The organism is Pantoea phosphatilytica (assembly GCF_051025615.1).
In the GTDB taxonomy this organism is placed as follows: Bacteria; Pseudomonadota; Gammaproteobacteria; order Enterobacterales; family Enterobacteriaceae; genus Pantoea.
Map to the genome: position 1 here is coordinate 366,134 of NZ_JBPFDF010000003.1, position 20,907 is coordinate 387,040.

The 20,907-nt window shown below is 58.9% G+C and carries 13 protein-coding genes and 1 pseudogene; 12 read left to right on the top strand and 2 right to left on the bottom strand.

What is annotated here, in order from left to right; translation table 11 throughout:
- Positions 1–46 precede the first annotated feature (46 nt).
- Positions 47–1,606 carry a galactarate dehydratase gene (gene garD / locus ACR6AS_RS14380; RefSeq protein ID WP_111141905.1) on the bottom strand — a complete coding sequence of 520 codons (1,560 nt, stop codon included), beginning with the start codon at positions 1,604–1,606 and terminating at the stop codon, positions 47–49.
- A gap of 573 nt (positions 1,607–2,179) precedes the next feature.
- Between garD and ACR6AS_RS14385 the strand changes: the two genes are divergently transcribed.
- The 6 genes and pseudogenes from ACR6AS_RS14385 to ACR6AS_RS14410 form a co-directional block, all read left to right on the top strand.
- The gene (locus tag ACR6AS_RS14385) at positions 2,180–3,541 is read left to right on the top strand and encodes an MFS transporter (RefSeq protein WP_434162616.1); all 1,362 of its coding nucleotides are present in this window, start codon (positions 2,180–2,182) and stop codon (positions 3,539–3,541) included.
- On the top strand, positions 3,538–4,884 hold the full coding sequence (locus ACR6AS_RS14390) for an enolase C-terminal domain-like protein (RefSeq protein WP_367395791.1): 1,347 nt from the start codon (positions 3,538–3,540) through the stop codon (positions 4,882–4,884). Before ACR6AS_RS14385 ends, ACR6AS_RS14390 begins: the two co-directional genes overlap by 4 nt.
- A gap of 10 nt (positions 4,885–4,894) precedes the next feature.
- Positions 4,895–6,226, top strand: coding sequence for a glucarate dehydratase (gene gudD / locus ACR6AS_RS14395; RefSeq protein ID WP_111141432.1), 1,332 nt, complete (start codon positions 4,895–4,897; stop codon positions 6,224–6,226).
- A gap of 44 nt (positions 6,227–6,270) precedes the next feature.
- Complete coding sequence (garL, locus tag ACR6AS_RS14400) at positions 6,271–7,041, top strand: 2-dehydro-3-deoxyglucarate aldolase (protein WP_111141431.1); 771 nt, start codon at positions 6,271–6,273, stop codon at positions 7,039–7,041.
- 19 nt (positions 7,042–7,060) lie between these two features.
- A complete protein-coding gene (gene garR / locus ACR6AS_RS14405) occupies positions 7,061–7,945 on the top strand; it encodes a 2-hydroxy-3-oxopropionate reductase (protein WP_111141430.1) in 885 nt (294 codons plus the stop codon).
- Positions 7,946–8,018: 73 nt separating this feature from the next.
- A pseudogene (locus tag ACR6AS_RS14410) lies at positions 8,019–9,155 on the top strand (glycerate kinase); the annotation flags it as partial.
- A gap of 120 nt (positions 9,156–9,275) precedes the next feature.
- Here ACR6AS_RS14410 and barA read toward each other — a convergent pair.
- Complete coding sequence (gene barA, locus ACR6AS_RS14415) at positions 9,276–12,005, bottom strand: two-component sensor histidine kinase BarA (RefSeq protein ID WP_434162621.1); 2,730 nt, start codon at positions 12,003–12,005, stop codon at positions 9,276–9,278.
- A gap of 92 nt (positions 12,006–12,097) precedes the next feature.
- Here barA and rlmD point away from each other — a divergent pair, with 92 nt between their 5' ends.
- The 6 genes from rlmD (at position 12,098) to queE (ending at position 20,828) form a co-directional block, all read left to right on the top strand.
- On the top strand, positions 12,098–13,414 hold the full coding sequence (gene rlmD, locus ACR6AS_RS14420; protein ID WP_418803391.1) for a 23S rRNA (uracil(1939)-C(5))-methyltransferase RlmD: 1,317 nt from the start codon (positions 12,098–12,100) through the stop codon (positions 13,412–13,414).
- Between the two features lie 29 nt (positions 13,415–13,443).
- Positions 13,444–15,675, top strand: coding sequence for a GTP diphosphokinase (gene relA, locus ACR6AS_RS14425; RefSeq protein ID WP_111141427.1), 2,232 nt, complete (start codon positions 13,444–13,446; stop codon positions 15,673–15,675).
- Between the two features lie 140 nt (positions 15,676–15,815).
- Positions 15,816–16,604, top strand: coding sequence for a nucleoside triphosphate pyrophosphohydrolase (gene mazG / locus ACR6AS_RS14430; RefSeq protein WP_111141426.1), 789 nt, complete (start codon positions 15,816–15,818; stop codon positions 16,602–16,604).
- Positions 16,605–16,833: 229 nt separating this feature from the next.
- Positions 16,834–18,471: a glutamine hydrolyzing CTP synthase gene (gene pyrG, locus ACR6AS_RS14435; RefSeq protein ID WP_010248572.1), complete on the top strand. Its 1,638-nt coding sequence runs from the start codon at positions 16,834–16,836 to the stop codon at positions 18,469–18,471.
- 76 nt (positions 18,472–18,547) lie between these two features.
- Entirely contained in the window at positions 18,548–19,843 is a 1,296-nt protein-coding gene (gene eno / locus ACR6AS_RS14440; RefSeq protein WP_111141425.1) for a phosphopyruvate hydratase, read from the top strand.
- Positions 19,844–20,156: 313 nt separating this feature from the next.
- Entirely contained in the window at positions 20,157–20,828 is a 672-nt protein-coding gene (queE, locus tag ACR6AS_RS14445; protein WP_293770360.1) for a 7-carboxy-7-deazaguanine synthase QueE, read from the top strand.
- Positions 20,829–20,907 lie beyond the last annotated feature (79 nt).

The following is a 20,907-nucleotide window of genomic DNA, read 5'->3' on the forward strand; positions in this document are numbered from 1 at the left end:
CGCGGCTGAAAGGCCCGCAGATAAGCCTGGCCCGGACGCTATAGGATCAGGTGACCGGGGCCGGATTAAATACCGCCAGCTGATTGCGGATCCCCCAGCGATCGGACCAGGTCTGCTTCCGGCCGCTGGCGATATCCAGGATCAGTTCAAACAGTCGCCAGCCCACCTGTTCAATACTCTCTTCACCGGTAGCAATCGTCCCGGCATTGATATCCATCAGATCGTGCCAGCGTTCGGCCAGAGCATTTCGCGTTGCCATCTTGATCACCGGGATCGCTGCCAGACCATAAGGCGTTCCGCGGCCCGTGGTAAAGACCTGCAGGGTGATGCCGGAGGCCAGCTGCTGCGTGCCGCAGACAAAATCGCTGGCGGGGGTCGCTGCATAGATTAATCCACGTCGCGTAGGTCGCTGACCGGGGGAGAGCACTTCGACAATGGCGCTGCGGCCTGACTTGGCGATTGAGCCAAGCGCCTTTTCCACCACGTTGGCCAGCCCGCCCTTTTTATTGCCCGGCGACGGGTTAGCACTGCGATCGGTCTGCCCCTGGTCGAGATAGTCATCATACCAGGCCATCTCCTCCAGTAAGCGCTTACCGACCTCCTGATTAATGACGCGCGGCGTCAGCAGATGAATCGCATCGCGAACTTCGGTGACTTCCGAGAACATCACCGTCGCGCCACAGCGCACCAGCAGATCGGAGGCGAAGCCCACCGCCGGGTTGGCCGTCACGCCAGAGAACGCATCGCTGCCGCCACACTGCATGCCGACAATCAGATCAGCCGCAGGGCAGGTTTCGCGCTGGCGCTGATTCAGCCGCTGGAGATGCCGCTCCGCGACCTGCAGGATCTCCTGCACCATCGCACCGAACCCCACCAGCTTTTCATCCTGCAAACGCACGATGTCCCTGTCGTCCAGTGAGATCGCCTGCACGTCAGCGGTGCCGGTCAGCAGACGCTCCGGCTGTAACTTCTCACAGCCCAGGCCGACGACCATCACTTCGCCGCCAAAATTCGCATTCAGCGCCAGGTTGTGAATGGTGCGAATCGGCACTACCGCCGCAGGCGCGTTGATCGCGACGCCGCAACCATAGAGGTGATTCAGGGCAACCACGCCATCTACATTGGGATAACGCGGCAGCAGCTCCCGCTCGATAATCTGTACAACATGATCGACCACGCCCGCCACGCAGTGAACGCTGGTTGTGATGCCGAGCAGATTGCGTGTGCCGACGCTGCCATCCGCATTGCGGTAGCCCTCGAAGGTATAGCCCTCCAGCGGCGGCAGCTCGGGCGGTACCTGCGTGGCTAATGGCAGGCTTGCCAGCGGCGGGGCGTCCGGCAGTGCGACCAGCGACTCATCAATCCAGCTCCCCTGAGCGATATCCCGCAGGGCATAGCCAATCACTTCGCCATAACGCAGGATCGCCTCGCCCTGACGAATCGCACTCAGCGCCACTTTGTGGCCCTGGGGCACATGTTCCGTCAGCGTCAGCCCGTCAGCAAACCGGGTTCCGGCGGGCAGACCCAGACTGTTCACCACAATGGCCACATTGTCGTGCTCATGGACTTTGATATAGAGCGGTCGTTCATCTGTTTTGAGATTCATCGCTTACCTTGCCTCTGTCGCGCCGGCGTGATGCGGCACGCTGTAATGATTTGACCTGTCACACGGGGGTTTGCCAGCTTTAGTATAAGGAGCAGGGCCGGGGCGCGCATTGTGCAAATGTCCACCATTAAGGCGAATCCTTCCGCCGTTTTGGGTCGCTTATCCAAAAGCAAGTGAAGACCCTCACAAACAGCAGGGGAAAGCGTCGCCGGAGGCACCGATCGACCCGGAAAAACGCGCTTTCGTGAGCCATCCCGCAGGCTTTTGTGCATTCGCAAGATAATCCCTTCAACACCTTCGCCATTCCAGGGCAATGCGCCAATGTGCTGGCCGCAGGCTGTTCTTATACTGAGTCCCGTTAGCCAAAGTCAGGTTATCTGTCACGACGTATTACCCACCCGGAAAAGGCGGCAGAGCGTTTATCTCGCCGCACCCGCCAGACGCCGGATGGATAAATAAAGGTTTGCCAGAACAAAAAGATCGCCGTGTTTAACCCAACTTCTCTCTGATACCCAACGCGATGTGTATGCAGTCAGAGCGAATGTAGCTCACGCTATATTTCAGGAGTGCATCATGAATAGTTTCAGCCAGACCGCGGAAACGGTGCAGAAACGCACCAATGCCCGCTACTGGATTGTGGTGATGTTGTTTATCGTCACCTCATTCAACTACGGTGACCGCGCCACCATTTCCATTGCCGGTTCGGCGATGTCGAAAGATATCGGCCTGGATTCAGTCGGACTCGGCTACATCTTCTCTGCCTTCTCATGGGCCTATGTGATCGGTCAGATCCCGGGCGGCTGGCTGCTCGACCGCTTCGGCTCAAAACGGGTCTATTTCTGGAGCATCTTCACCTGGTCGCTGTTCACCCTGCTGCAGGGCTTCGTCGATATCTTCAGCGGCTTTGGCATCATTATGTCGCTGTTTATCCTGCGTTTCCTGGTCGGTCTGGCCGAAGCGCCCTCCTTCCCCGGCAACAGTCGCATCGTGGCAGCCTGGTTTCCGGCGCAGGAGCGCGGCACGGCGGTGGCGATCTTCAACTCGGCTCAATACTTCGCCACCGTAATCTTCGCACCCATCATGGGCTGGCTGGTTTCCGAAGTGGGCTGGGCGCATGTGTTCTGGTTTATGGGTGGTCTGGGCATCATCCTCAGTTTTATCTGGCTGAAAGTGATCCACGATCCCAACGATCACCCTGGCGTCAATAAAGCGGAACTGGAGTACATGGAGCAGGGCGGGGCTCTGATCAATATGGACGCCAGAAAAGAGACCCGCAAAGTCAGCTGGGGTGAAAAGTGGTTCCAGATCAAGCAGCTGCTCACTTCGCGCATGATGGTTGGGATCTACCTCGGTCAGTACTGTGTTAACGCCTTAACTTACTTCTTTATCACCTGGTTCCCGGTCTATCTGGTGCAGGCGCGCGGCATGTCGATCCTCAAAGCGGGCTTCGTGGCCTCCGTGCCGGCGGTGTGCGGCTTCCTCGGCGGCGTGCTGGGCGGGGTGATCTCCGACTGGCTGATGCGTAAAACCGGCTCGCTGAATATTGCGCGTAAAACCCCCATCGTGCTGGGTATGCTGCTCTCTATTTCGATGGTGATGTGTAACTACACCGACACTGAATGGATGGTGGTGTTCTTTATGGCACTGGCGTTCTTTGGCAAAGGCATTGGCGCGCTGGGCTGGGCGGTGATGGCGGATACGGCACCGAAAGAGATCAGCGGCCTGAGCGGCGGTCTGTTCAATATGTTCGGTAACTTCTCCGGCATCGTGACGCCTATCGCCATCGGCTACATCATCGCCACCAGCGGATCCTTTGAAGGGGCGCTGCTCTACGTCGGTATTCATGCCTTTGTCGCCGCATTCAGCTTCCTGGTGATCGCCGGTGATATCAGACGTGTCGAACTGAAACCCTGGACCTGTAAGGACGCCTCATGAACACACAAAGCTCACCGGTAATCACGGAGATGCAGGTTATTCCGGTCGCGGGTTATGACAGCATGCTGCTCAACATTGGTGGCGCACACAACGCCTGCTTCACCCGCAATCTGGTGGTGCTCACCGACAGTGCCGGGCACACCGGCGTCGGTGAAGCGCCCGGCGGCGACACCATCTATCAGACGCTGGTGGCGGCCATTCCGCAGGTAAAAGGTCAGCAGATCGCCCGGATGAATCGTCTGGTGCAGCAGGTCCATCAGGGCAATCAGTCGGCTGATTTCACTACCTTTGGCAACGGCGCCTGGACTTTTGAGCTGCGGGTCAATGCGGTCGCTGCGCTGGAAGCGGCGCTGCTCGACCTGCTGGGACAATGCCTGGGCGTGCCGGTGGCCGAGCTGCTGGGGCCGGGCAAACAGCGGGATGAGGTCAGGGTGCTGGGCTATCTGTTCTATCTCGGCGACCGCCGCAAAACCGATCTGCCCTATCAGTCAGGAGAGCAGGCTACGCACGACTGGTATCACCTGCGTCATCAGGAGGCGCTGACCAGCGAGGCCGTCGTCAGGCTGGCCGAGGCGGCACAGGATAAGTATGGCTTCAGAGACTTCAAGCTCAAGGGCGGCGTGCTGCCGGGTGAGCAGGAGATCGCGACGGCGGCGGCGCTGAAACAGCGCTTCCCCGACGCCCGCATCACGGTCGATCCCAACGGCGCCTGGCGGCTGGATGAGGCGATAGCACTCTGCAAGGGGATGCAGGATGTGCTGAGCTACGCCGAAGATCCCTGCGGCGCGGAAGCGGGCTATTCGGGACGTGAAGTAATGGCGGAGTTCCGGCGCGCCACCGGTCTGCCGGTCGCCACCAACATGATCGCCACCAACTGGCGTGAGATGAACCACGCGGTGATGCTGAATGCGGTCGATATTCCGCTGGCCGATCCCCACTTCTGGACGCTCAGTGGGGCGGTCCGTGTGGCTCAGCTGTGCGATGAGTGGGGGCTGACCTGGGGCTGCCACTCCAACAATCATTTCGATATTTCGCTGGCGATGTTTACCCATGTCGGCGCCGCCGCGCCGGGCAACCCGACGGCGATTGATACACACTGGATCTGGCAGGAGGGCGACCAGCGCCTGACGAAAAATCCGCTGCAGATTCGCAACGGCAAGATTGCCGTGCCGGAGGCACCGGGTCTGGGTGTCGAACTTGACTGGGATCAGGTGAAGAAAGCCAGCCAGCTTTATCACGCTCTGCCCGCCGGGGCGCGTAACGATGCAACGGCAATGCAGTATCTGGTCCCGGGCTGGACATTTGATCGCAAGCGCCCGGCATTTGGCCGCAAAACAGCATAAGGAGCAGGAGATGAGTTCAACACCGAAAGTGACCGCCATGCAGGTAATCCCGGTGGCAGGCTACGACAGCATGCTGCTTAACCTCAGCGGTGCGCACTCGCCATTCTTTACCCGCAACATCGTGATCATTAAGGATAACGCCGGACACACCGGCGTCGGTGAAATCCCGGGCGGTGAAAAAATTCGTCAGACGCTGGAGGATGCCGCGGCGCTGGTGATCGGCAAGACGCTGGGCGAGTACAAAAATACCCTCAGTCTGGTGCGCACCACCTTTGCTGACCGCGATGCCGGCGGGCGCGGCAACCAGACCTTCGATTTACGCACCACGATCCACGTAGTGACCGGCATTGAAGCGGCGCTGCTTGACCTGCTGGGCCAGCACCTGGGCGTCAACGTCGCTTCACTGCTCGGCGACGGGCAGCAGCGCGACCGCGTTGAGATGCTCGGCTATCTGTTCTATATCGGCGACCGCACGAAGACGTCGCTCTCTTATCAGAGCCAGCCAGACGATCCGTGCGACTGGTACCGGCTGCGCCACGAAGAGGCGCTTACGCCGGATGCGGTGGTGCGCCTGGCGGAAGCGGCTTATGAGAAATATGGCTTTAACGACTTCAAGCTGAAAGGCGGCGTATTGCGCGGCGGCGAAGAGGCGGAAGCGGTGACGGCGCTGGCGAAGCGTTTCCCTGAAGCACGGATTACGCTCGACCCCAACGGCGCCTGGTCACTCAACGAGGCGATCATCCTCGGCAAACAGCTCAAAGATGTGCTGGCCTACGCGGAAGATCCCTGTGGTGCCGAGCAGGGCTACTCAGGGCGAGAAGTGATGGCGGAGTTTCGCCGCGCCACCGGCCTGCCGACCGCGACCAATATGATCGCCACCGACTGGCGACAGATGGGCCACACCCTGTCGCTGCAGTCGGTAGACATTCCGCTGGCCGATCCGCACTTCTGGACCATGCAGGGCTCGGTGAGGGTGGCGCAGATGTGCCACGACTTCGGTCTGACCTGGGGCTCCCACTCGAATAACCACTTCGACATTTCGCTGGCGATGTTTACCCATGTGGCCGCGGCCGCGCCGGGTGCGATTACCGCCATTGATACGCACTGGATCTGGCAGGAGGGCAACCAGCGCCTCACCAGAGAGCCGTTCCAGATTAAAGGCGGCATGGTGCAGGTGCCGCAGAAGCCGGGTCTTGGCGTCGAGCTGGATATGGATCAGGTCATGCAGGCCAACGCGCTCTATCAGAAGCAGGGATTAGGCGCGCGCAATGATGCCGAAGCGATGCAGTTTCTGGTACCGGGATGGACTTTCGATAACAAGCGCCCGTGCCTGGTTCGTTAATCTTCCGGGCTTCCGCTGCGAAGCCCTGTCACAGGAGTTGAAACATGAGTAATGCAGCCTGGGCCAATGGATTTCGCCGCCGCCTGTTAGCGGGCGACACCCTGATCGGCAGCTGGTGCGCGCTGGCCAGTCCGATTTCGACGGAAATTCTGGGGCTGGCCGGTTTTGACTGGCTGGTACTCGATGGCGAACATGCGCCCAACGATATTACGACCTTTGTGCCGCAGCTGATGGCGCTGAAAGGCAGCCAGAGCGCCGCCGTAGTGCGTCCGCCCTGCAATGAGCCGGTGATCATCAAGCGTCTGCTGGATATCGGCTTTAGCAACCTTCTGGTGCCCTTTGTCGAAACCCAGGAGGAGGCGCAGCGAGCCGTTGCGTCAACCCGCTATCCGCCCGCCGGTATCCGCGGTGTCTCGGTCTCCCACCGCAGCAACATGTACGGCACGCTGCCCGACTATAACCAGCAGATCAATGACAACATCACGGTGCTGGTGCAGATCGAAACCCAGCAGGCGGTGGACAACATAGATGCCATCGCGGCGGTAGAGGGCGTCGACGGGATTTTTGTCGGGCCGGGCGATCTCTCGGCCGCGCTGGGCTACCTCGGCCAGCCCGCGCATCCTGAGGTGCTGAAAGTCATTAAACACATTTTTGAGCGCGCCAGCGCGGCCGGTAAGCCGAGCGGCATTCTGGCACCGGTGGAGGCGGACGCGCGTCGCTATCTGGAGTGGGGTGCCACCTTTGTGGCGGTCGGCAGCGACGTCGGAATGTTCCGCAACGCCTCGCAGGCGCTGTGCGACAAATTTAAGCGCTAATTCATTAAGGGGAAACGCAATGAAGATTGGATTTATCGGCCTGGGCATTATGGGCAAACCCATGAGTAAAAACCTGCTGAAAGCCGGATATGCGCTGGTGGTACGGGACCACAATGCCAGCAACGAAGCGGAGCTGACGGCGCTGGGTGCGACCGTCGCGAAATCGCCCAGAGAGGTGGCAGAACAGTGCGACGTGGTGATTACCATGGTGCCCAACTCGCCGCAGGTTAAAGAGGTCTGTCTGGGAAAAGAGGGCATTATTGAGGGCGCGAAGCCGGGCCTGGTGGTGATCGACATGAGTTCGATTGCGCCGCTGGCGAGCCGGGAAGTGCACGATGCGCTGGCAGAAAAGCAGATCAAAATGCTGGATGCGCCGGTCAGTGGTGGTGAACCCAAAGCGATTGAGGGCACGCTCTCGGTCATGGTCGGCGGCGATAAAGCGGTGTTTGATCAGTGCTACGACATCATGAAAGCGATGGCGGGCTCGGTTGTCCACACCGGTGATATCGGCGCAGGCAACGTCACGAAACTGGCTAATCAGGTGATCGTGGCGCTGAATATTGCGGCGATGTCCGAAGCCCTGTCGCTGGCGACCAAAGCCGGGGTTAATCCGGATCTGGTCTATCAGGCGATCCGTGGCGGGCTGGCGGGCAGCACGGTGCTGGATGCCAAAGCGCCGATGGTGATGGATCGCAACTTCAAACCCGGCTTCCGCATCGATCTGCATATCAAGGATCTGGCGAACGCCCTTGATACCTCGCACGGCATCGGCGCGCATCTGCCGCTGACGGCGGCAGTGATGGAGATGATGCAGGCGCTGCGTAACGACGGTCAGGGTAACGCCGACCACAGTGCGCTGGCCTGCTATTATGAGAAGTTAGCGAAGGTTGAAATCGCCCGCTAAAACCTGGTGCCGGTTTCCCGGAACCGGACTGGTTCAGAGCCGTTTCAATTACTCAACAGTGCTCGGATTGCCTATGAAAATCGTAATCGCACCGGATTCATATAAAGAGAGTTTATCCGCCCTGGATGTGGCATCGGCGATTGAAGCGGGTTTCCGTGACATCTTCCCCGATGCGCATTACGTGAAAATACCGCTCGCCGACGGTGGCGAAGGCACGGTAGAAGCGATGGTGGCGGCGACGAAGGGAAAGATCGTCAGGCTGAAGGTGACCGGGCCGCTGGGCACCCAGGTTGATGCCTTTTATGGGCTCTCCGGCGATGAGTCAACGGCCTATATCGAAATGGCCGCCGCCAGTGGGCTGGAACGGGTGCCTGCCTGCCAGCGCGATCCGCTGATCACCACCTCCTTCGGAACCGGTGAGCTGATCAGACATGCGCTGGATAAAGGGGTCGATCACATCATTATCGGGATCGGCGGCAGCGCCACCAATGATGGTGGTGCCGGAATGATGCAGGCGCTGGGCGCGCGGCTGCTGGATGCCAGTGGTCAGCAAATCGGCTACGGTGGCGGGGCGCTAGCCCGGCTTGCCAGTATCGATATCGATGCGCTCGACGCCCGCCTTCAGGGCTGCCGCATTGAGGTGGCCTGCGACGTGACCAATCCGCTGACCGGCAAAGAGGGCGCGTCGGCGATATTCGGTCCGCAGAAGGGGGCGACACCGGCGCTGGTGCAGCAGCTCGATCAGGCGCTGGGCCACTACGCCGCGATCATCCAGCGCGACCTCGATATCGATGTACTGACGATTCCGGGCGGCGGCGCAGCGGGGGGAATGGGGGCCGCGCTGCACGCCTTCTGTCACGCGGAGCTGCGGCGTGGCATTGAGATTGTCACGGAGGCGCTGGGGCTGGCGGAGCAGGTGAAAGATGCCGACCTGGTGATCACCGGAGAGGGGCGTATCGACAGCCAGAGTATCAATGGCAAGGTGCCGATCGGGGTCGCCAGGGTTGCAAAGCGGTTTGATAAACCGGTCATTGGCATCGCGGGAAGTCTGACAGCGGATGTGGGAGTGGTGCATCAGCACGGCATTGATGCGGTCTTCAGCGTGCTCTACAGCATCTGTACGCTGGATGAGGCGCTCGCCAGCGCCGGAAAGAACGTCGAGATGACGTCGCGTAATGTGGCGGCTACGCTGAAGCTGGCCGGCTTTCATGCCCTCTCTGCGCCGTCCGGCCTCTCTGCAGCTGCGGGTCTCAGCGTGCAGCTCGACAGAGCCTGAGTTCTCTTCCGCAGGGGAACGGGGCCGCGTCTGCGGCCCCGAACGTACCCGGCCTTACGCTATTCCCAGCAGCTGCCGGGCTTCTCTGGCGACGTTCTCCATCTCATCCTGCAACTCCAGCAGTTCCGGTTCCAGCGCCACGATATCGCTGACCTCAGGCAGCTCTCTCTCCAGCTGGTGACAAAGCTGCTTCATGCGCGGCACGCCGCTGTAGCTGGCACTGCCATGCAGTTTGTGAATGATCTCGCGCAGGGCGCTGACGTCATTGTCCGCCATAAACTGCGCGATCTTCGCATGCACTTCCGGTAAAAACTCCAGCAGCATACGCAGCAGATCGCGCGCCAGATCAGGCTTATTGGCCGCCTGTCGCAGCGCCAGTTGCCAGTCCAGCGTCGGTAATATGGCCGGCAGCTCCGGCACAGGTACGACCGGCGGCGGCGTATAGCGCGCCAGCAGCTGTCTTAACTTGCTCTCATCGATGGGTTTAGCAAGATAGTCGTTCATGCCCGCTTTGATTAACTGCTCGCGTTCGCCATCAATGGCATGGGCGGTGACCGCCACGATAGGCGTACTGGCGTGATGCGGCAGGGTGCGGATGATTTCGCTGGCGCGGATGCCATCGATGTCAGGCATCTGAATATCCATCAGGATGACATCCAGCGCATGCTGACGGGCTTCCCGGATGGCGTGTTCGGCGTTGCTGCACAGCAGGATATTCTGCACCTGCTCCTCCAGCAGCGCGCCAATCAGCTTGAGGTTGGCGGGGTTATCATCCACCGCCATCACCGTCAGCGGCAGACGGGGAGAGAGCGGCAGTTCGCTCATCTGACGGGTATGCAGATCCAGTAACATAGGCAGCAGGCGCGTCAGGGAGATCGGCTTCGCGATGCAGCCATCAATGCCGCGCACTTTCAGCTCATCGGCCAGCAGCATCATCGGACTCGGCAGCGCCATCAGTACGTTATCTGCCCGCTCCAGCAGCGCATTGATCCTTCTCTCACTGAGCAGTTCAGGCTGACTGACATCGACCGGCATCGCCATCAGCAGCAGCGGATAGTGCGCCTCTTTTAATCCCTCCAGCGTTTCGCTGTAGTCGATCTGCAGCGGTGTGGCGCTCAGCATCTCCAGCGCCGCACTGGCTACGATAGCGTCCGCCTCTACATAGGCGATGCGCGCATGCGACAGCGCGTCCAGCACGCGAGGCATACCCGGCGCATTCGGGTTGAGATCGAGCTGCACACGAATTACAAAGGTCGATCCCTGATCCGGCTGGCTGCTGAAGGTGATATCGCCGCCCATCTCCCGCACCAGTTTCTGCGTGATGACCAGCCCCAGCCCGGTTCCGCCGTGGCGGCGTGAAATGCTGGCATCCGCCTGACGGAACGCCTGGAACAGCTGCGTCTGCTGCTGCTCAGAGATGCCGATGCCGCTGTCCTCCACCTGGATCTCCAGCTCGACCCGCGACTGGGTGATCACACGCTGCCCGACGCGCAGGCCCACATACCCCTGTTCGGTAAATTTAATCGCGTTGCCGATCAGGTTAATCAGGATCTGCTGCAGGCGCAGCGCATCACCAATCACGTTATCCGGCACGCTGCTGTCGCAGACTACCGTCAGCTCCAGCCCCTTTTCATGCGCCGAAGGTGCGAGCAGCACCAGGGTTTCATCCAGCGTGGCGCGCAGCGGGAAGGGGATCGCCTCCAGCATCAGCTTGCCCGCCTCCAGTTTCGAAAAGTCGAGCACGTCGTTAATAATACTGAGCAGATTATTGGCCGAGCGTTCTATGGTCTGCATGTAGTCGCGCTGGGTCGCGCGCAGCTGGGTTTTCAGCATCTGCCGGGTAAAGCCCAGTACCCCGTTCAGCGGCGTTCGCAGCTCATGCGACATATTGGCCAGAAACTCCGACTTGATGCGCGCCGCTTCCTGAGCGCGCTTCTTCGCCAGATCCAGCTCCACGTTCTGAATCTCCAGCTGCTCCAGCGTTTCCCGCAGATCGTAAGTTGCCTGGTCGATATTGTGCTGCATCTCCTCGTGATAGGCGGTCAGCGACATCGCCATCGCATTAATGCCGTTCTTCAGAATACTGAGTTCACCCAGCATGTAGCCCTCTACGCGGCTGTCAAGCTGGCCGCGCCGGATGCGGTCAACGGTGGTGACCATATTGCGGATCGGCCCCGTGACGTCGCGCATCAGGCGATAGGCAAACAGCATTGCGAGACAGAGACAGAAGAGCAGCATCAGCGTGGCGACAAACACCTCTTTATACTGCTGGAGGCGCACAGACTGCAGGTCCAGCTCTATCGCCACATAGCCCAGCGGATTGCCTGAGGGTTTGGCATCTTCATCGGGTAACTCATCCGCGTCGTAGCGCTCGCTGGTAATCGGGGTGCGCAGAATCAGCAGAGTGCCGTGACGCTCCATCGAGACATCATCGGTCAGCGTGAGGATATCAGACTGCTGCTGCAGGCTGAGGTTCTGCTTGTGATTGGAGGTGGCGTAGAGCTGATTATGGTTATCAAACACCGAGATCGCCCGGACGATCCCCGAATGGCGGCGGTGCAGCAGGCTGACCAGTTCACGCATGGCATCCCGGTTGTGCCAGGTCATGCTGTATTCGCTGGAGATTGCCAGCGGTTCGATGATGTTGGCTCCGGCATCAATAACCTGACGCTGTAGCTCATTGTAGCGGTGCACCACAAAAAATGAGCTGAGCAGCAGGCCAACCATCAGCACAGGTGCCAGAATTAAAATCATCATTCGCGCCCGCAGGCTGTATTTGGTCATAATAGTCGCCTGGCTACTCCGGCATTAACGTCCCTGTGCAGGCTGTCGGTGACACTCTGCAGGCCGTATCGATAAAGAGAAAGAAGAACACTATGGCGCAATTTTACGTTGCAAAACAGCGCGCGACGACGCAACAGCGCATCACCGTCACCATCGATGAGCTCGACCCGTTCGGGCAGGGCGTGGCGCGCCACAAGGGCAAAGCCCTGTTTGTCACGGGCGCTCTGCCGGGTGAACAGGCGGAGGTCACGCTGACAGAGGATAAACGTCAATTTGCCCGGGCGAAAGTGACACAACTGCTCAGCCGCAGCCCGGCGCGTGTGACGCCGCCCTGTCCGCACTATGAACGCTGCGGCGGCTGCCAGCAGCAACATGCGGAGGTGGCGCTCCAGCAGCAGAGCAAGGTTCAGGCGCTGAGCCGGATGCTGAGCCAGGCCGCCGCCCGGGAAGTACCGGTCGATGAGGTGATCGCCGGGGCGCCCTGGGGCTATCGCCGCCGCGCCCGGCTGGGCCTGCAGTGGCACAACAAGGCGCAGCGGTTGCAGATGGGATTCCGTCAGGCGTCCAGCAACGATCTGGTCGATGTGCAGCATTGCCCCGTTCTGGTGCCCGAACTTGAGGTATTACTGGTTCCGCTGCACCACTGCCTTAGCGGGCTGCGGGCGGTGCGGCGGCTCGGTCATGTGGAGCTGGTGCTGGCGGACAATGGCCCGCTGATGATCCTGCGCCATCTTGATGCGCTCCATGCGGACGATCGTGAAAAACTGGAACGCTTTTCGCATGAGCACCAGCTGATGCTGTTCCTGGACGCGGGCGATGAAACGCTGACCGCGTTACAGGCGACCACGCCGTTTTATCATGCGCATCAGCTTAAGCTAACCTTTAGTCCACAGGATTTTATTCAGGTTAACGATGGCGTGAATCAGCAGATGGTGGCGACGGCCATAAGCTGGCTCGATCTGCAGCCGCAAGACCGGGTGCTGGATCTCTTTTGCGGTATGGGAAACTTCACACTTCCTATAGGAATCTTCGTACAAAATGTCGTAGGTGTGGAGGGGATTGCAGCATTAGTGCGGCAGGCAGCGTATAATGCTGATTTGAATAATCTTAAAAATGTCAGTTTCTTTCAGCATAACCTGGAAGAAGAAGTGTCGCGCCAGCCGTGGGCGGCACAGGGATTTAACAAGGTATTACTCGATCCGGCACGCGCCGGGGCTGCGGGCGTAATGGCGCATGTGGTTAAACTTGCACCAGAACGCGTGGTCTATGTTTCGTGTAATCCGACAACGCTCGCCCGTGACAGCCAGACATTGCTGTCGGCGGGCTACCAATTGGAAAGGGTCGCGATGCTGGATATGTTCCCACATACCCGCCATCTCGAATCCATGGTGCTGTTCAGAAAAACATAAGCGATGTATGTCGTTGTGCAGGAGAGGTTATGGTTGCGGTCAGAAGTGCGCATTTAAATACTGAGGGGGATTTCGCCCTCGACCAGTGGATCGCCAGTCTCGGTATTGCCAACCCGCAATCATGTCAACGCCTTGCTGAGACCTGGCGCTACTGCGAAGCGCAGACGCAGGACCATCCCGATCAGTCGCTGCTGCTGTGGCGCGGTATTGAGATGGTAGAAATCCTCTCGATGCTCAGCATGGATATCGAAAGCCTCTGTGCGGCGCTGATCTTCCCGCTGGCTAACGATGAAGTGGTCAGTGAAGAGGAGCTGGAAACTGCCGTCGGCAAAGGCATCGTCTCGCTGGTCCACGGCGTGCGCGACATGGACGCTATCCGTCAGCTGAAAGCCATCCATAACGACTCCATGGCGTCTGAACAGGTGGATAATGTCCGCCGTATGCTGCTGGCGATGGTGGAAGATTTCCGCTGCGTGGTGCTGAAGCTGGCCGAACGCATCATGAACCTGCGCGAAATGAAAGATGCGCCGGAAGATGAGCGGGTGCTGGCCGCCAAAGAGAGCACCAATATCTATGCGCCCCTGGCTAACCGGCTGGGGATCGGCCAGCTCAAATGGGAGCTGGAAGATTACTGCTTCCGTTACCTCCATCCCGACGAATATAAGCGCATCGCGAAGCTCCTGCATGAGCGGCGGATCGACCGTGAGCAGTACATCGAAAACTTCGTCAATAACCTGCGTAAAGAGATGGCCAAAGAGGGCGTCCGCGCCGAAGTCTATGGCCGTCCGAAACATATCTACAGCATCTGGCGCAAGATGCAGAAGAAGTCGCTGGCCTTTGACGAGCTGTTTGACGTGCGGGCGGTGCGCATCGTGGCTGACCGCCTGCAGGATTGCTACGGCGCGCTGGGTACGGTGCATACGCTCTATCGCCATCTGCCGAGCGAGTTCGACGACTACGTCGCCAACCCGAAGCCCAATGGCTATCAGTCGATCCACACCGTGGTGTTAGGACCGCAGGGCAAAACGGTGGAGATCCAGATCCGTACCCGCCAGATGCATGAAGATGCCGAACTGGGCGTGGCGGCGCACTGGAAATATAAAGAGGGGCCGACCTCCAGCAGCGCGCGCGGCGCCGCCGGTCACGAAGAGCGGATCGCCTGGCTGCGTAAGCTTATCAGCTGGCAGGAGGAGATGGCCGACTCCGGCGAGCTGCTGGAAGAGGTCCGCAGTCAGGTGTTTGATGACCGGGTCTACGTCTTTACCCCGAAAGGCGACGTGGTGGATCTGCCGGCGGGATCGACCCCGCTCGACTTTGCCTACCACATTCACAGCGACATCGGGCACCGCTGCATCGGTGCAAAAATCGGTGGCCGCATCGTACCGTTCACCTATCAGTTGCAGATGGGCGACCAGGTCGAAGTCATCACGCAAAAGCAGCCGAATCCAAGCCGCGACTGGCTCAATCCGAATCTGGGCTATATCACCACCAGCCGTGGGCGGTCGAAGATCCATAACTGGTTCCGCAAGCAGGATCGCGACAAAAACATTGTCGCCGGCCGTCAGATTCTGGACAACGAACTGAATCAGCTGGATATCAGCCTGCGCGAAGCGGAAAAACTGCTGCTGCCGCGCTACAACGTGACCTCGCTGGAGGAGCTGCTGGCGGCGATCGGCGGCGGCGATATCCGCCTGAACCAGATGGTCAACTTCCTGCAGGCGAAGCTGAACAAGCCAAGCGCCGAAGAGGAAGATCGCGAAGCGTTGCGTCAGCTGACCCAGAAAGCGCATACCCCTTCGGCCCGCAAAGAGAGCGGGCGTGTCGTGGTAGAGGGCGTGGGCAATCTGATGCACCACATCGCCCGCTGCTGCCAGCCGATCCCCGGTGATGACATCGTCGGTTTTATCACCCAGGGGCGCGGGATCTCAATTCACCGCGCCGACTGTGACCAGCTGGCGGAGCTTATCTCCCATGCACCGGAGCGTATTGTCGATGCGGTGTGGGGCGAAAGCTATTCCAGCGGCTACTCGCTGGTGGTGCGCGTCACCGCCAACGATCGCAGCGGTCTGCTGCGCGATATCACGACGATTCTCGCCAACGAGAAAGTCAATGTTCTGGGCGTCTCAAGCCGCAGCGATACCCGCAAGCAGCTGGCGACCATCGACATGGATATCGAGATCTACAACCATCAGGTCCTGGGGCGGGTGCTTGCGCGCCTGAATCAGGTCTCTGATATCATTGACGCCCGTCGCCTGCACTGAGTGGCAGCCAGCGGAGCAACCGGCTGGACGAGGTTGCGCGGGTGTTATCTGCTCTGCCTGAGAGCCGGACGCGATTCAGCGTCCGGCTCTCGCCGCCTCGCGCTTCGCCCCCGATCTGACACGTTAAGGACCCGCCTGAAATGAACGCTATTGATCGCCTGCTTGGCATCATGAAAACCCTGCGCGACCCGCAGCAGGGCTGTCCGTGGGATCGCGAACAGACCTTCGCCTCCATCGCCCCCTACACGCTGGAAGAGACCTATGAAGTGCTGGATGCCATTCAGCGCGAAGATTTTGACGATCTGCGCGGTGAGCTGGGCGATCTGCTGTTTCAGGTGGTGTTCTATGCGCAGATGGCGAACGAACAGGATCGCTTCAACTTTGAAGATATCTGTCACGCCATCAGCGACAAGCTGGAGCGCCGTCATCCGCACATCTTCGGCGATGCCATGGCTGAAACCAGCGATGAGGTGCTGAAAAACTGGGAAGCGATTAAAACCGCTGAACGGGCGGACAAAGCCCAGCACTCGGCGCTGGACGATATCCCGAAAGCGTTGCCCGCGCTGATGCGCGCCCACAAGATTCAGAAACGCTGCCACAACGTCGGCTTCGACTGGAGCACGCTGGGGCCGGTGGTGGCGAAGGTGCATGAAGAGATCGATGAGGTGATGCACGAGGCGCAGCAGAGCGTGGTGGACAGTGAGAAGCTGGAGGAGGAGATCGGCGACCTGCTGTTCGCGACCGTGAACCTGTCGCGGCATCTGGGCAGTAAAGCGGAAACCGCGCTGCAGAAAGCCAACGACAAATTTGAGCGCCGCTTCCGCCAGGTCGAGGCGATCATCGTAGCCCAGGGGCTGGCGATGCCGGGCGCCACGCTGGAGCAGATGGAAGCCGCCTGGCAGCAGGTGAAATCAGACGAGAAGCGCTGATTATTCCAGCGCTGTGCATAAAGTCGCCGTTCGAGCTTACTCGATTCAGCGCGGAGGCAACTTTGTGACGCACGTCAACATTTAGGCAACGGCTATCCGCTATGTTAGCCGTAGCAATGCGTTGGAGGATGGCTGTGATTCATCAATTGTGGCTGATAGCGGTTTCCAGTATACTGTTTTCCCGTCCTGGTTATTCCACCGTCTTTAAACCTAAACTCTCAGGTTCAGCATGACAACGAATTATATTTTTGTGACCGGCGGGGTCGTTTCCTCTCTGGGTAAAGGCATTGCCGCAGCCTCCCTCGCAGCCATTCTCGAAGCCCGTGGTCTGAACGTGACCATCATGAAGCTGGACCCGTATATCAACGTGGATCCAGGCACCATGAGCCCGACACAGCACGGTGAAGTGTTCGTCACCGACGACGGCGCCGAAACCGATCTGGATTTGGGTCACTATGAGCGCTTCATCCGTACCAAAATGTCGCGCCGTAACAACTTCACCACTGGCCGCATCTACTCCGAAGTCCTGCGCAAAGAGCGTCGTGGCGACTATCTGGGCGCCACCATTCAGGTTATCCCGCACATCACCAACGCCATTAAAGAGCGCATCATTGAAGGCGGCGAAGGTCATGATGTGGTGCTGGTCGAAATCGGCGGCACGGTAGGGGATATCGAATCGCTGCCGTTCCTGGAAGCGATTCGCCAGATGGCCGTTGATGTGGGTCGCGAACACACAATGTATATGCACCTGACACTGGTGCCTTACATGGCGGCGGCGGGTGAAGTGAAAACCAAACCGACCCAGCACTCGGTAAAAGAGCTGCTGTCGATTGGTATCCAGCCTGACGTGCTGATTTGCCGTTCCGATCGTGCCGTTCCGGCCAACGAACGCGCCAAAATCGCCCTGTTCTGTAACGTCCCTGAAAAAGCGGTAATCTCGCTGAAAGACGTGGATTCCATCTACAAGATCCCAGGCATGCTGAAATCACAGGGCCTGGATGACTACATCTGCAAGCGTTTCAATCTGAACGCACCGGAAGCCAACCTGGCCGAGTGGGAGCAGGTGATTTACGAAGAAGCCAATCCGGGCGGTGAAGTCACCATCGGTATGGTGGGCAAATATGTTGAGCTGCCTGACGCCTACAAATCTGTGATTGAAGCGCTGAAGCATGGCGGCCTGAAAAACCGGGTGACCGTCAACATCAAGCTGATCGATTCGCAGGATGTTGAATCACGCGGTGTCGAATTACTGAAAGATCTGGATGCGATTCTGATCCCGGGTGGCTTCGGTTACCGTGGGGTGGAAGGCAAGCTGATGACCGCGCAGTACGCCCGTGAAAACAACGTGCCTTACCTCGGCATCTGCCTGGGCATGCAGGTCGCGCTGATGGAGTTCGCCCGCAACGTCGCCGGGATGCCGGGCGCCAACTCCACGGAATTTGTGCCAGACTGTAAATACCCGGTGGTGGCGTTAATCACCGAATGGCGTGACGAAGATGGCAACGTCGAAGTCCGCAGCGAGCAGAGCGATCTGGGCGGCACCATGCGTCTGGGCAGCCAGCAGTGTCAGTTAACGCCGGGCAGCCAGGTTCGCCAGCTCTACGGCTCTGATACCATCGTTGAGCGCCATCGTCACCGCTATGAAGTCAACAATATGCTGTTAAAGCAGATTGAAGCAGCCGGTCTGCGTGTGGCGGGTCGTTCTGGCGACGATCAGCTGGTCGAGATCATTGAGATCCCGAACCACCCCTGGTTTGTAGCCTGCCAGTTCCACCCGGAGTTTACCTCGACCCCACGCGATGGCCATCCGTTGTTTGCCGGCTTTGTGAAAGCCGCGCATGAGCATCAGAAGCGTTTAGCGAAGTAAGTTTCACAGACAACGCGCGAACTTTTCGCGCGTTGCTTGTCTTAGGATTGACTAACTTGTACTGAGGAAAATCGTAATGTCCAAAATCGTAAAAGTCATCGGTCGCGAAATTATCGACTCACGTGGTAACCCGACTGTTGAAGCTGAAGTGCATCTGGAAGGCGGTTTTGTTGGCCTGGCCGCTGCGCCATCAGGTGCCTCTACCGGTTCACGCGAAGCGCTGGAACTGCGTGACGGTGACAAATCACGTTTCCTGGGCAAAGGCGTAACTAAAGCCGTTGCTGCAGTAAACGGTCCGATTGCTGAAGCGGTAAAAGGCAAAGACGCGAAAGATCAGGCGAACATCGATAAGATCATGATCGACCTGGACGGTACTGAGAACAAATCTAACTTCGGTGCTAACGCCATTCTGGCCGTTTCACTGGCCGCCGCGAAAGCCGCTGCAGCCTCTAAAGGCCAGGCGCTGTATGAGCACATCGCTGAACTGAACGGCACCCCAGGCAAATACTCTATGCCACTGCCAATGATGAACATCATCAACGGCGGCGAACATGCCGACAACAACGTCGACATCCAGGAGTTCATGATCCAGCCGGTTGGCGCGGCAAACGTGAAAGAAGCCATCCGCATGGGTTCTGAAGTGTTCCACAACCTGGCAAAAGTGCTGAAAAGCAAAGGCATGAGCACCGCTGTTGGTGACGAAGGTGGCTACGCGCCAAACCTGGGTTCCAACGCCGAAGCGCTGGCCGTTATCGCAGAAGCGGTAAAAGCTGCAGGCTACGAGCTGGGCAAAGATATCACCCTGGCGATGGACTGTGCGGCATCTGAGTTCTACAAAGATGGCAAATACGTTCTGGCCGGTGAAGGCGGTAAAGCTTTCACTTCAGAAGAGTTCACCCACTTCCTGGAAGATCTGACTAAACAGTATCCGATCGTCTCTATCGAAGATGGCCTGGACGAATCTGACTGGGATGGCTTCGCCTACCAGACCAAAGTTCTGGGCGACAAAATCCAGCTGGTGGGTGACGACCTGTTCGTCACCAACACCAAAATCCTGAAAGAAGGTATCGAAAAAGGTATCGCTAACTCCATCCTGATCAAGTTCAACCAGATCGGTTCTCTGACCGAAACCCTGGCTGCGATCAAAATGGCGAAAGATGCAGGCTACACCGCTGTGATCTCTCACCGTTCAGGCGAAACCGAAGATGCGACCATCGCTGACCTGGCGGTCGGTACGGCTGCAGGCCAGATCAAAACCGGTTCAATGAGCCGTTCTGACCGTGTTGCTAAGTACAACCAGCTGATCCGTATCGAAGAAGCGCTGGGTTCTAAAGCGCCATTCAACGGTCTGAAAGAAGTTAAAGGTCAGTAATGACCCCTGCTGATGTCGCTTCACGCGGCATCACAGATGCTGAAAGCCCCGCCCCGTGCGGGGCTTTTTGTTGGCGGCGGCTTACCGATGCGAAGGCGTCGGCCCGGCAGCAAACGGCCAGACCCGGCCTCTCTGCCCGCCCGCCCAGTTCCCTGCGCAGAACGCCTCTCCCTCCGCTGCGTTTTGCGCCTGTCAGTCGTCTTAACGCGCCTTTCTCTGTTCTGCCCGGCGCAGAGAAAAAGCACGACGCGTGGTTGAGCTGCGCGGCAAATCTGCCATAATCAGCGCCCCGATTTCTCCAGGTGAGTAAAAAATGTTCTACCCGATTAACGAAATGTTCCAGACGCTGCAGGGCGAAGGCTATTACACCGGCGTGCCTGCTATCTTCATTCGCCTGCAGGGATGCCCGGTAGGCTGCAGCTGGTGCGATACCAAACATACCTGGGAAAAGCGGGCAGATCGGGAAACGTCGCTGGGCGATATTCTGATTAAAACGGTGGAAAGCGACGCCTGGGGCGACGCCGACGCGACGACGCTGCTGCGCGCCATCGCAGAGCAGGGCTGGACGGCCCGGCATGTGGTCATCACCGGCGGTGAACCGGCGATCTACGACCTGCGTCCGTTGACCACAGCCCTGGAAGAGCAGGGTTTTCAGTGTCAGATCGAAACCAGCGGCACGCATGCGATCCACTGTTCCGAACAGACCTGGGTGACCGTCTCGCCAAAGGTCAACATGCGCGGTGGCTACGACGTGCTGGATCAGGCGCTGAGCCGGGCCGATGAGATCAAACATCCGGTCGCCCGCGAGCGGGATGTGGAAGCGCTGGATCAGCTGCTGGCAGGCGTCAAGGATGCCAAAGCGCGCATCATCGCGTTACAGCCGATCAGCCGCAAAGAGGATGCCACCCGGCTCTGCATTGAAACCTGCATTGCCCGCAACTGGCGTCTGTCGATGCAGACCCACAAATATCTCAATATTGCCTGACCCTGCGGCAGCGCGCCGGGGAGCTAAACCTAAGGTGAGCGGGAGCGGAGAGGGGACGTGTCGGATCGAAAACTTCGAT